General features: G+C 52.6%; 12 protein-coding genes. 2 read left to right on the top strand and 10 right to left on the bottom strand.

Features of this window, described 5'->3' with window-relative positions:
- Positions 1 to 162: 162 nt before the first annotated feature.
- Both AACU55_RS20780 and AACU55_RS20775 read right to left on the bottom strand, forming a co-directional pair.
- Entirely contained in the window at positions 163 to 702 is a 540-nt protein-coding gene (locus tag AACU55_RS20780) for a LysE family translocator (protein WP_134706030.1), read from the bottom strand.
- Between the two features lie 4 nt (positions 703 to 706).
- On the bottom strand, positions 707 to 1003 hold the full coding sequence (locus AACU55_RS20775; RefSeq protein ID WP_013574966.1) for a chorismate mutase: 297 nt from the start codon (positions 1001 to 1003) through the stop codon (positions 707 to 709).
- Between the two features lie 337 nt (positions 1004 to 1340).
- On the opposite strand from AACU55_RS20775, the gene AACU55_RS20770 reads away from it, so the two are divergent.
- Positions 1341 to 1958, top strand: a complete 618-nt coding sequence (locus AACU55_RS20770; protein ID WP_112151781.1) for a dTMP kinase — start codon at positions 1341 to 1343, stop codon at positions 1956 to 1958.
- A gap of 137 nt (positions 1959 to 2095) precedes the next feature.
- Positions 2096 to 2578 (top strand): glutathione peroxidase, encoded by a 483-nt coding sequence (locus tag AACU55_RS20765; protein WP_134706029.1) that lies wholly within the window; start codon positions 2096 to 2098, stop codon positions 2576 to 2578.
- Here the strand turns inward: AACU55_RS20765 and AACU55_RS20760 are convergent.
- From AACU55_RS20760 to AACU55_RS20725, 8 genes are all read right to left on the bottom strand, one after another.
- On the bottom strand, positions 2575 to 3270 hold the full coding sequence (locus AACU55_RS20760; protein WP_134706028.1) for an ABC transporter ATP-binding protein: 696 nt from the start codon (positions 3268 to 3270) through the stop codon (positions 2575 to 2577). The genes AACU55_RS20765 and AACU55_RS20760 overlap by 4 nt on opposite strands.
- 10 nt (positions 3271 to 3280) lie before the next feature.
- Positions 3281 to 4969: an ABC transporter permease gene (locus AACU55_RS20755; protein WP_134706027.1), complete on the bottom strand. Its 1689-nt coding sequence runs from the start codon at positions 4967 to 4969 to the stop codon at positions 3281 to 3283.
- A complete protein-coding gene (locus AACU55_RS20750; protein WP_134706026.1) occupies positions 4953 to 5990 on the bottom strand; it encodes an extracellular solute-binding protein in 1038 nt (345 codons plus the stop codon). The genes AACU55_RS20755 and AACU55_RS20750 overlap by 17 nt, the downstream gene beginning before the upstream one ends.
- Before the next feature lie 213 nt (positions 5991 to 6203).
- Complete coding sequence (locus AACU55_RS20745) at positions 6204 to 7118, bottom strand: GGDEF domain-containing protein (protein WP_134706025.1); 915 nt, start codon at positions 7116 to 7118, stop codon at positions 6204 to 6206.
- A 573-nt stretch (positions 7119 to 7691) separates the two neighbouring features.
- Positions 7692 to 8465 carry a FadR/GntR family transcriptional regulator gene (locus AACU55_RS20740; RefSeq protein WP_134706024.1) on the bottom strand — a complete coding sequence of 258 codons (774 nt, stop codon included), beginning with the start codon at positions 8463 to 8465 and terminating at the stop codon, positions 7692 to 7694.
- A gap of 16 nt (positions 8466 to 8481) precedes the next feature.
- A complete protein-coding gene (locus AACU55_RS20735; RefSeq protein ID WP_013574976.1) occupies positions 8482 to 9267 on the bottom strand; it encodes an ATP-binding cassette domain-containing protein in 786 nt (261 codons plus the stop codon).
- Complete coding sequence (locus tag AACU55_RS20730; protein WP_037035881.1) at positions 9264 to 11060, bottom strand: dipeptide/oligopeptide/nickel ABC transporter permease/ATP-binding protein; 1797 nt, start codon at positions 11058 to 11060, stop codon at positions 9264 to 9266. The genes AACU55_RS20735 and AACU55_RS20730 overlap by 4 nt, the downstream gene beginning before the upstream one ends.
- Complete coding sequence (locus AACU55_RS20725; RefSeq protein ID WP_013574978.1) at positions 11057 to 12004, bottom strand: ABC transporter permease; 948 nt, start codon at positions 12002 to 12004, stop codon at positions 11057 to 11059. The genes AACU55_RS20730 and AACU55_RS20725 overlap by 4 nt, the downstream gene beginning before the upstream one ends.
- Positions 12005 to 12018: the final 14 nt, after the last annotated feature.

Below are 12018 nucleotides of genomic sequence, written 5' to 3'. Positions count from 1 at the left end.
TGTTCATTTTTATGGCTAATAAGTATTTATTTTCCAGGAGTAGCGTCAGCTCTTCGCTCAGAGCCGACGTTTCCAACGTAGCGGGCCGGTTAGTGCCAAAATCGGACATCCAATAGCTCTTATAAGCACACTTTTTCCAGTGCTATCTAACATGAATGCTTATTATTGCACGGCCATCGCCAGTCGAATCCCAACTGCAGTAAAGGCCAGCGCTACACCCCAACGAATGCCGGTCATCACCCTGTGATTTCCTAATACACTATGACTAACAGCCGAAGCAAAAATGCCATACAGAGAAAACACAGCAAAAGTCATTGCCGCAAAAATTGCAGAAAGAAGCAACATACTCTGTGTGGGGTGTACATCCCTGGTGGCGATAAACTGCGGAAGAAATGCGAGGAAAAATAGCGAAAGCTTGGGATTAAGAAGATTGGCAACCACAGCCTGCTGTATCAAGGCGCGATGAGATAACGCCAACCCGGGGCGGTCAGCGGATAGAAGTGTCTTATCCCGAAGCGTTTGCCACGCCATAAACAGCAGGTAAGCCACACCGGTATACAGGGATTTTTGCCCGCCGCTGTCCATCAAACCAATGCCGAACGGGTCGTGATTATTCCGCCCAAAAGAGATATCGCTGTTGGCGTTTACCGCCTCGATACCCGCTACAGTAAGGGGAATAAGCTGAATGGTATGTTGGCGCATGATGTCAGCGTTTTTCCTGTCGCAGCTGGTCGTGTTGCTCGAGTTCATAATCGATAAACGCACCGATCATTGTCCGGTAGACCTTTTCGATAATCACTTCGGGCAGTCCTGCTTCAGTGGCCTGTTGACATACCTTGTCGATGACCTGTTGGACGCGGTCAGGCGCGCGAACGGCTGAGTGGTCAATTTTGAAAGCTGCTGCAGCTTTAACACATTCGCTGCGTTGCGCGATCATCTTAACCAGTTCGCGATCAATCTGATCGATTCGATTTCTAACATCTTCAATTGACAAAAAATTCATCTTCAATCCATCTGACTAGTACGTGAGTTCATGAGCTTACATAAAATTTCGATTAAATACAGTTTTGAACCTGAAAGGTTCTGGCTGAGAGGACGATATATAAAGTAAAACTTATCCAGAAGCTCGCTGCTATTGGCATGGTGATGAATTTGTGAGGCTTAACGTGGGATGTTTTCCGTTTGCTATGCGGATCCCTTAAACTACACCGTGCAGGTCACAACCCGTGAGTCAGAACCCTTGCCGGAATGTTCATCAGTGTCTGTTCATCTGAAGGAAATAAGATGCTTTTGCCAGATTTGAGCTTTACAAAAACCCTGTATCAATCGTCATTTCAGGAATGAGTCGTCCGTTGTTTATTTCTCTGGATGGGCCCAAGGGGGTCGGCAAAACCACACTGTTGGAGGCCATGACGAAAGTACTCAGGGCTGACAACAAGAAGGTGGTCCGGCTTTGCGAGAAAAAAAGCGATCCTTACAGGAGGGAAACAATGGCCCTCGTGAACAGGCTCGCCAGAAATCCCTCCCGGGATTTGGAGCTGGAGGTTTGTGAGCGCTTTGCTGATAGCCGTGCATGGATTTCCCGGCATGTGCTGACTAAACAGCCACCGGACAGCATTATCTTGATGGATCGTTGGTACCCGTCGGAAGCCGCGTTTCGCCGGATGGTTCCATTTGCAGAGATTTTACAGCTTAACATTGAACGAAATGTGAGAATGCCAGACCTGCATGTCGGGGTGGTTACCGCGCCTGATATTTCATGGGCGAGGGCCGCAGCCCGACCGCGTGGGCTAAGTAGTACGGTGATTCATAAATTGGAAGATCATGTCGCCTGTACCCAGGCGTTCGAGCGGGAAGTTGCAGATCACGGCTGGGTTTTATGCCGTAATGAAGGAATGATCGAAGACGCAACCATGCAGGTTATTTCTGAGATCTACAGAGTGCCCGGATGCCCATAGTCATCGGTTTTGCGGGCAGACTCATTGAACCGGCGCTGCGACTGACTCTATCTTACTCATCGCGACGCGAGGCCTTTAGCACGTCGGTTTGTTTTTCTTTTCGTTCGACTTTGCCAATCCCCTCTGAGGAGCCCGACATGATCACCTTTCATCAACTCACCGCCACCAGTCTGGATGGCCAGCTCATCTCTATGGCCGACTATGCGGGTAAGCTGGTTCTGGTGGTTAATACCGCCAGCCATTGTGGCTTCACGCCACAATACGCAGGCCTTGAAGCGCTCTACAAGAAGTACGCTGCACAGGGTCTGGTGGTGCTTGGTTTTCCCTGCAACCAGTTCGGTAAGCAGGAACCCGGCGGCGCCGACGAAATCGCGCAGACCTGCCACATCAACTATGGTGTGAGCTTCCCGATATTCGAAAAAGTGGAGGTCAACGGCGCTGCTACGCACCCGGTGTTTAGGTATCTGAAAAACGAATTGCCCGGTGTGCTCGGTGGGCGGATCAAGTGGAACTTCACTAAGTTCCTGATCGGACGCGACGGCAAACCGGTCAAGCGTTTTGCACCGTTCACCACCCCGGAGAAAATGGAAACCGTAATACTTGCTGCACTTGAAATCTAAATGTTCGCGTAATTTGAATCGTCCACCTTTATTTTGTGATATTCACCCTGTTGCACATAACCAATATGATCTGCCATCAATTGCGCTTCTTGCTCACTGTGCGTCACCAGAAGTGCCGTTTGCCCGGCTTCACGCAGAATATCGCGCACCTCGCCGCCGAGTCGCTCGCGCGTTTTTTTATCCAGACTGGAAAAGGGCTCATCCAGCAATAGAATCTCTGGATTCGGTGCCAGCGCGCGAGCCAACGCAATGCGCTGTTGTTGCCCGCCGGAGAGTTCGTGGGGATAGCGGCTGGCATGGCTATGCAATTCCACCAGTCTTAACAGCGCCGTCACTCTGGCTTGCTGCTCCTCACGCGGTATCCTGCGCAGGCCAAACGCGACATTCTGTTGAGCTGTCAGGTGTGGGAATAACGCATATTCCTGAAAGACCATGCCGACATGACGTTTTTCTGGCGGCAGATGAAGACCTGGCCCGGCAACGCGATGCTGTGAAACATAGATCTCACCGCTTTGCAGCCGTTCAAACCCGGCAATGGCACGCAGCACCGTGGTTTTCCCGCAACCCGAGGCTCCCAATAAGCAAGCAAGCTCCCCCTCACGTACTGACATTGAAAATCCTTTCAATACCGGTTGCTGGCCGTTGTCATAAGCCACATGCACATCCTGAAGGCGTAACGCAATTTCTGACATGGTGGTTCCTTTAGCCGTGGCGAGTCATCTGATGACGCACCAGCAATATAACCGGCAGCGTGCCTGCGAGAACAATCATTAAGGCGGCAATGGCCCCTTCTTCATAGGTTCCACGAGCTGCTTCTGCATAGAGTAACGTTGCCAGCGTCTCGAAGTTTACCGGGCGTAAAAGCAAGGTTGTCGGCAGTTCTTTCATCGCGTCGGCAAAGACTAATAATGCGCTGCTAACCAGCGCGGGGCGCAGCAACGGGAAGTGAACCCGCACGAAAGTCCCCGCACCATTTTCCCCCAACAAACGCGACGCTTGTTCCAGCGAAAGAGGGATACGGCCAAGCCCGGAATCCAGTGCACCGATGGCAATGGCCTGGAAGCGCATCGCGCAGCAGATAACCAGCAAGATACCGGCGGACATCAGCGGTAAGCCGCGAATATCCATTAAATCTGCCAACCATTTGTCTGCTGCCATTGCCGGAGTGAGAAAACCAATCGCCAGAATGGTGCCAGGCACCGCATAGCCTAAGGACGCAAGGCGCATTACGCCGCGACGAAAGCCCGACATCGTGTTATCTGCGGCACTGTGCCTCGCGCTCCAGGCCACCAGTAAACTGACGCAAACCACCACCAGAGTGGTGCCTGCCGCCAGCGACAGCGTATTTTGTAAGGCTGAAAGCAACGAAGGGGAGAGGGGATTTTCTTCACCTAAACGCTTTGCGCTTTCCCAGGCTAAAAATACAACCGGTGCGAGGAACCCCAGAATAACCGGTAACGCAATAACCGAGCTGAGCAGCCATCCACGCCAGCCGCGTACTCTGGTAGGTTGAATCTCTCGCAAGCTGCGGCTGTTAAGGCCTTGTTTTCTGCGACCATAAAATTCCAGCGTCAGAATGCAGAAAATAAACATCAGCATCATGCAGGCGATTTGCGCGGCACCGGCAAGATCGGAACGCGAAATCCAGGTGGTGTAGACGGTGACGGTTAACGTTTGTACGCCAAGAAATTCAGATGCGCCGATATCATTGAGCGTTTCCAGTAGTGCCAGGCTGATACCGACAGCCAGCGCCGGGCGAGCCATCGGCAGGGCAACACGAAAGAAAACACCGGCAGCGCTGCAACCCAGGGTGCGAGCGGCTTCCAGCAAATGTGCAGGTTGGCTGATGAACATCGCACGGGTGGTCAGATAAACGTAAGGATACAGCACTAAGCCGAGCAGAATAATGGCGCCGGGCAGGGAGCGTAAATCCGGTAAACGGAACTGCCGCGGACTGTCGAAGCCCAGCAAAAAACGAATGAATGTTTGTAGCGGGCCAAGGGGATGCAGCAGGTCAAGCCAGGCAAAGGCCACAATATAAGTCGGCATGGCTAGCGGCAGCAGTAACGCCCAGCTAAGTATTTTGCGTCCGGGGAAATCCCATGCTGTGACCGCCCACGCGCTGCCGACGCCAGTCACCCCCACGATCACGGCGACACCTGCCAGCAAAAGCCCGGTATTTTTCAACACCGAAGGCAGCACAAAAGTAATGAGATTATCCCAGTGCGAGAAATCAGCCTGCGTCGCCTGCCAGATTAGCGCAACGATAGGTGTGAGTACGCCAAGCGCAATACCTAGCGCGGCAAGATGCAGCGGCGTTAATAATGACTGCGGCCCGGAAACCAGGCCGCGTAACGTCGGAAGACGAAGTGATTTATTGATCGAATCCAACTTTATCTACCAGCAGGCTCGCTTGTTTACGGTATTTCACCATCTCGGTTAACGGGATTTTATCGACATCGATTTCACCGATGGTGGCGGTGATCACCGGATCAAGCGCCACACCTTTCAGCACCGGGTATTCAAAGTTCGCTTTGGCGTATTGTTGCTGGGCGGGTGCGGAAACCAGATATTCCATCAGTTTTACGGCATCAGCTTTGTTCGGCGCATAACGAGCCACTGCAGCACCACTGATATTCACGTGCGTGCCGCCTTGTTCAAAGGTAGGTTTCACCACTTTAATGGCATCGCCCCACTTACGCGCATCGGTGCCTTCTTTGGCGTTTTTCATATGGCCGATATAGTAAGAGTTTGCGAGGCCAATATCGCAAATACCGCCGAGGATATCGCGGGCAACGTCACGATCGCCGCCAGTCGCTTTACGTGCCAGATTAGCCTTCACACCACGCAGCCACTCTTCGGTTTTCGCTTCACCGTGGTGGGCGATCATGGCGGCAATCAGTCCGGTATTGTAAGGATGCTGGCCGGAGCGAATACACACTTTGCCTTTGTATTCCGGGCTGGAAAGCTGTTCGTAATGCCAGTTATCCATCGCCAGCGATTTCTCGGCGTAAAGCACGCGAGCGCGCATCGAAAGCGCAAACCACTGATTATCTTCTCCTCGCAAGTTTGCCGGAATAGCCGTCTTAAGCGTTTGTGACTCCACCGGCTGTGTCACACCTGCTTCCACTAAATCAATGAGATTTCCTGCATCTACCGTCATTAGCAGGTCGGCAGGGGAGTTCTGGCCTTCCGCTTTAACACGTTCGAGCATGCCATCCTTGATGTAAACCGTATTGACTTTTATGCCGCTCGATTGTGTCCAGCTATCCAGCAATGGCTGGATCAGACCGGGTTCGCGAGTGGTATAAAGCGTCAAAGTATCTTGGGCGAAAGCCGGAAGGCTGACGGAGAAAACCAGAGCCGATGCAAGCGTGATACGGCGCAGTCCGGTGCGAGGCAAAGCATTCATCGTTGATATCCCAGAGTAATTGAAACTAATTGTGACCCGGGCAGGACAAGATCCCTGCGGCATGCGCACAATAAATGATAATCACTCACAGTTACAATCATTGCAAAGTGTAAATGATTCACATTTACACAACTTTAATCAACGCGATGATATGGCCGGACACGGAATCGGGAGGGCTTATGCAGGGGGATTGATACCCGATCGTTTTACCTCTTACTCCTCCACCCATTCGACACGATTTCTTCCAGAGTGCTTCGCCTGGTACAACGCGATATCTATACGTCGGAACAAGCTTTCCTGGCTTTCATTTTCTTTTTTTATCCCGGCACCGATGCTGACGGTGAAGCGAATTTCATCATTAATCACTAATTCTCTGACATGAACTAATATTTTTTCGGCCATTAATCGTGCTTCTTCAAATAACGATGTTTGCACGATGACGGCAAATTCTTCTCCGCCGACGCGGGCGGCGATGACGTTATTTTTAAAGAGTTCACTGAGCATCAGGCTAAAGGCTCTCAGGACATCATCGCCAATGTAGTGGCCGTATTGGTCATTTATATTTTTGAAGAAGTCAATATCGATTAAAAAGACGTAAACACTGACATTATCTAAGTCCATAAGGGCGTTTTTGAAATAACGACGATTTGGCAAACGCGTAAGCTCGTCACGGAATGAATTAATGCTCATATCCGAATATTTATTATTCACATAACGTACGATGAAATAGATGCCTGCCGAGACGCAGACCATACCTGCCAGCTTACTGAGATCCTCAAGATAATACCCGACCCACATCGGCTGGCGAATAATTTCATCCATCAGATCAAATGCAGCAGACACAATCCATATCATCAGCCCCGCGTTTATCCATCGGCGAAGACTGGTTTTCAATAATAATCGATTAAAGTTCCACAAGATAAAGTTAAGTATCAGCAATTGGATGCCATCAAATATCCAGCCAGAATTTTGTATCCAGGAACCCTCGTTCTGTTTTGTAGAAAATGCGACAAGATTAAACACCATAACAAAAATACACAGCATCACCGATAATGCCATTGGCATATACAGAATTTTACGTGATTTGTTTTTAGTAAAAAGTCCGCTTTCATACTTCAAAAATGGCATAGTTAGTCCCTGATACAGGTAGATACTAAAATCAGATTTCGGGAGTGTCAGACTCTGATCTTCTTATTGTCTGAGAAAGCGCCGCAACACGCACAAAACAGGCTGAGTGATGATGGGGGATCAATCGGGACTTCTTCTTTATCAGATGAGCCAGCAAACTGTCAAGATGACAGTTTAGGCGTGACATCGGGGCGTGAGCAGGCTGACCCTGCCCGAGACTGTTCACTCTCGCACGCTGTTTTTACAAGGTTATTTAGCGCGCCTCGAACTTTTCTCATCGGGCTGACCGGTAGCTGAACTACTCAGAATCACACCCGGGGAAACAGCAGCCACCGTTTTCAGCGGCCTTCGTCTGTCTGAATCAAATATCCCGGTACAGGTATATCACCCGGCTGCATAGTCCCCAGGTAAAGCATGTACAGGCGCATAACATTTTCTCTTATTTTCATCAGCATAATAAAAATAGATGAATATCTGGCTGCTCACAACACCAGCGACAGCCATACCTCTGTTCTGATCTAACTTCCGCTTAAGCGGGATACTTACACGCTGAAACAGGTTTCAGAAGACGCGTCACTCCGCCCGGTCGCTCAAAAAGCGCTCCTCAAGCGTGGCTTCCAGCCCAAGCATGGCGTCTTCGGCATGCTGCATGTGTTCGGTCATGATCTGCTGAACGGTGGCGGCATCCTGACGGCGCATCGCGTCGATCAGGCGATATTGATAATCAATGCCGACGCTGCGCGCCACCGGCTCGGGGCGCTGGTAAATATCTTTGCAGACGGCCAAATCTTTGAGCAGACGTTGCAGGAAATGGCAGATAAACGCCAGCAGCACGTTGTCAGAATAACTGGCCACCACGCCGTGAAAATCCAGTTCGGCCATGCGCTGTTCCCAGCGTTCAGCTTCGTCAGCGGGTTCATGATCGTAGACGGCAATCAGATGATGCAGTTGCACGAAGCCTTTGGCGTCGATATTGCCGATGGCGCTGACCGCCACCAGAGGCTCCAGCGCTTTGCGCAAGGCGTAGATATTGCTGATGGAAAGCTGACGGGTAAACAGATAATTGGACAGCAAACTCATGGCGCGAGATTCGGTCATTGAATCAATAAACGCACCGCCACCGGGGCCGGTTTTGGTGCGGATCAGCCCCTGAACCTCTAAAGATTTCAGCGCTTCACGCACTGTGCCTTTGCCTGCGGCATAACGCGTTATCAGATCTTTCTCCTGCGGCAGACGGTCGCCGGGCAGCAGATTCTCGCTGATGATGCTCTCTTTGATGGCATCGACAATTTCATCAGTGCGCTTGCGGCGTACCGGTTCCGGTTGGTGTGTCATTTCAATACTCATAAATCCCTTCATTGATTTAAACCCTTGGCGCACTGGCCAGAAGACGTTGCGTGTAGGCGTGCTGCGGTGCGTTGAACAACCGATCATTATCCGCGCATTCTACTAAATCACCGTGATACATCACCGCCACGCGATCGGCAATGGACTCCACCACTGCTAAATCATGGCTGATAAACAGATACGACAGGCCGAACTCACGTTTCAGGCGATCGAGTAATAACAAAACCTGTGCCTGTACCGATACATCTAAAGCACTGACCGGCTCGTCAAGCACCAGAATACGGGCCTCGGCCGCCAGTGCGCGGGCAATCGCTAACCGCTGAGCCTGACCGCCAGAAAACTCATGCGGATAACCACTGAGCGCGTCGGCAGGCATCTGCACTGCCTCCATCAATTCCAGCATTCGCGCTTTACGTCGCATGGTGGGGTAGGCGCATAAATAACGCAGCGGCACATCCAGCGTATCAGCGATGGTTTTTCGGGGGTTGAGCGAGGCCACAGGATCCTGAAAAACATACTGAATCATCTGGCCGAAGGCTTTGTCACTGCGTTTAGCATGTGTCGACATCGCTTCGCCCATCAGTTTAATGGTGCCGGACGTCGGACGTTCCAGACCGACCAGCATTCGCGCCAGCGTACTTTTACCTGAACCACTTTCACCCACTACCGCCAGCGTTTCGCCTTCAGCCAGATGCAGAGATATCCCTTTTACCGCTTCAACCTGCAGTTTGCGGCCGGAGAACCAGCCGGAGGTACTGCCGAAGGTTTTCACCAGCCCGTTGACTTCAATCACGTTGCTCATATTGCCCCTGGCTGTGGTTTTGAGTTGGCATACAGTTCGCCGACCTGTTTGAGGAAATCGCGTCCCTGGCCGAGTTTCGGCACGCTGGCAATCAGCCTGCGGGTGTAATCATGCTGCGGGTCCCGCAGCACTGACCGGGTTTCACCGCTTTCAACAATTTCGCCGTTACGCATCACTGCCACCCGGTCGCAAATCTGGGCGATCACGCTAAAATCATGAGTGATGAATAGCAGCGTCAGGCCACGTTCACGACGCAGCTGTTGCAGCAGCTCGAGAATACGTGCCTGTACCGTGACATCCAGCGCGGTAGTGGGTTCATCGGCGATGATGATTTCCGGGTCATTGGCCAGTGCCACTGCGATGCCGACACGCTGACGCTGCCCGCCAGAAAGCTGATGGGGAAAGGCGTCGAAGCGCGCCGCAGCCTCATCAATTCCTACGCTGTGGAGCAGCGTCAGTGCTTTCTCTTTAGCCAGCCGGTTTGACAGCGGCTGATGGGCCTGAATGGCTTCAATGATTTGTGCGCCAATGCTGAACTGAGGGTGCAGGGTGGTCAGCGGATCCTGGAAAATATAGGCCACCCGCGCGCCGCGGCACTGTTGCAGTTGGCTTTGCGTTCGCGACAGCATCTCTTCGCCGCCAACGTAAATCGCGCCAGCGGTGATTTCTCCCGGTGGGGAAGATACCAGCCCCATCACAGAAAGCGCAGTGACGCTTTTTCCAGATCCGCTCTCCCCAATCAGCCCCAGACATTCCCCTTTGGCAACGTAAAAACTTACGCCTTTGACCGCTGCGACGGATTGTTTTCCCGAGCGGAAATTCACTTGTAAATCGACCACTTCCAGCAGCGCATTATTGCCCTGTATGGCAGAGGGAACGCTGGCACGATTGACCGTAGTGACGGCTTTCCCGCGCAATAGAATGCCGGACTTCAGGCGTGGATCGAGCAGGTCGCGCACGCCGTCACCCAGCAGATTAAAACTCATGACAAGAATGAAAATCGTCAATCCAGGTACGATGGAAACGTGCGGTGCGCTGAACATCTGTGCGCGTCCCTGACCCAGCATCGAGCCTAAATCAGCGTTGGGTGGCTGGGTTCCCAGTCCGAGGAACGACAACCCGGCGGTCTCTAAAATCATCCAGCCGACGGTGGTTGACATGGTGACCACCACAACCGGCATCATGTTGGGTAGCACTTCGGTCAGCAAAATTTGCAAATGATTTTTGCCCGACAGCCGCGCCGCCTGAATAAAATCGCGCTGACGCAGGCCAACGGTCAGACCGCGAATATTACGGGCGAAGAAAGGAATATTCACCACCGAGATGGCGTAAAGCGCATTGAGCAGTCCGGGACCCAGCACCGTGACGATCACCAGCGCCAACAGTATATAAGGGAAGGCCATCAGCATATCGATCAGGCGCATCAACAGGCTGTCGGTTTTACCTCCGGCATACCCGGCGACCAGACCAATCAGTGTACCGAACAGTGCGGCCAGCAGCGTGGCGCAAACTCCCATTGCCAGTGACACGCGGGTTCCCCACAGCAGGCGGGAGAGCATGTCCCGGCCCAGCGGGTCTGTGCCGAGCCAGTGGCCGGGCGAAAACGGTCGCAGCAGACGGTTGAGCAGATCGGTGGCGTCAGGGTCTGGTAACGGCAGCAACGGCGCGGCGAGGGCGGCACCTGCCACCAGCACCAGCAGGATAAGGCCGAGCGTGGCCAGCCGGTTGGCCAACAGCAGCGCCCACAACGGCTGGCGATGACGAGGCGTGACAGTGGTGATGTTCTGGCTCATGATTTTAACCTCGGGTCGAGAAGCGCCTGTAAAATGTCAGCACACAGGTTGATCAGTACATAGGCCGCAGCGGCAACCAGCACGCCACCCTGTACCAGAAGCAAGTCGCGGGTGGCGACGGCTTTCACCATCATTGCGCCAAGCCCCGGCCACTGAAATACCGTCTCTATATAGACCGCGCCGCCGAGCACAAAACCGGCCTGAATACCGATCACCGGAATGACTGACACCAGCGCCATACGAAAGGCGTGCTTATAGATCACTTTGCGCTCGGACAGGCCTTTGGCGCGGGCGGTACGAATGAAGTCCTGACGCAACACTTCGAGCATCGCGGTGCGGGTCAGGCGAGCGATAACGCCGGTGGCAACAATCGCCAGCGTAATAGCGGGTAAGGTCAGATGATGCAGCAAGTCGAGCCAGCCGCCACCGGCCCAAATGGCATACATACCAGAAGCAGGGAACCATTGTAGTTCTACGGCGAACAGCATGATCAGCAGCAGACCAATCCAAAACGAAGGCATGGAAATTCCCAGCAGCACCAGCAACGTAATGATGTGGTCGCCCAGGCCAAACTGGCGGACGGCGGAGAGTATTCCGGCCAGCAGCCCCAGCACGGTGCTTAACAGCAGTGCGCAGCCTCCGAGCAACAGCGTGGCGCCAAAACGCTCCATCACTTCATCAATGACCGGGCGATTAAGCACGTAAGAACGGCCAAAATCGCCGTGCAAAATATTGCCCGCCCAGATCAGATATTGTTGATAGAGCGGTTTATTCAGCCCGAGTTCCTGATTGATCCGTGCGACGTTTTCCGGCGTGGCCCAGGCACCGAGCAACGCCTGAGCCGGATCCCCCGGGATCATTGCCATAATCAAAAAAACAATCAGCGACAACCCGATAAACACCGGAATGGTCGAGAGCAGCCTTTTAAGCACGTAACTCCCCATAAGTTTCTCTCCGA

The sequence above is a fragment of the Rahnella sp. CJA17(1/100) genome, from assembly GCF_963881615.1.
In the GTDB taxonomy this organism is placed as follows: domain Bacteria; phylum Pseudomonadota; class Gammaproteobacteria; order Enterobacterales; family Enterobacteriaceae; genus Rahnella; species Rahnella aceris.
This window is presented reverse-complemented; position numbering and strand designations above follow the sequence as displayed.

Excerpts from the sequence above, each read along its gene's own strand:
- AACU55_RS20780 (WP_134706030.1), bottom strand. The coding sequence starts at position 702 with ATGCGCCAACATACCATTCAGCTTATTCCCCTTACTGTAGCGGGTATC.
- AACU55_RS20740 (WP_134706024.1), bottom strand. The coding sequence starts at position 8,465 with ATGAGTATTGAAATGACACACCAACCGGAACCGGTACGCCGCAAGCGC.
- AACU55_RS20735 (WP_013574976.1), bottom strand. The coding sequence starts at position 9,267 with ATGAGCAACGTGATTGAAGTCAACGGGCTGGTGAAAACCTTCGGCAGT.
- AACU55_RS20775 (WP_013574966.1), bottom strand. The coding sequence starts at position 1,003 with ATGAATTTTTTGTCAATTGAAGATGTTAGAAATCGAATCGATCAGATT.
- AACU55_RS20765 (WP_134706029.1), top strand. The coding sequence starts at position 2,096 with ATGATCACCTTTCATCAACTCACCGCCACCAGTCTGGATGGCCAGCTC.
- AACU55_RS20770 (WP_112151781.1), top strand. The coding sequence starts at position 1,341 with ATGAGTCGTCCGTTGTTTATTTCTCTGGATGGGCCCAAGGGGGTCGGC.
- AACU55_RS20760 (WP_134706028.1), bottom strand. The coding sequence starts at position 3,270 with ATGTCAGAAATTGCGTTACGCCTTCAGGATGTGCATGTGGCTTATGAC.
- AACU55_RS20725 (WP_013574978.1), bottom strand. The coding sequence starts at position 12,004 with ATGGGGAGTTACGTGCTTAAAAGGCTGCTCTCGACCATTCCGGTGTTT.
- AACU55_RS20750 (WP_134706026.1), bottom strand. The coding sequence starts at position 5,990 with ATGAATGCTTTGCCTCGCACCGGACTGCGCCGTATCACGCTTGCATCG.
- AACU55_RS20745 (WP_134706025.1), bottom strand. The coding sequence starts at position 7,118 with ATGCCATTTTTGAAGTATGAAAGCGGACTTTTTACTAAAAACAAATCA.
- AACU55_RS20730 (WP_037035881.1), bottom strand. The coding sequence starts at position 11,060 with ATGAGCCAGAACATCACCACTGTCACGCCTCGTCATCGCCAGCCGTTG.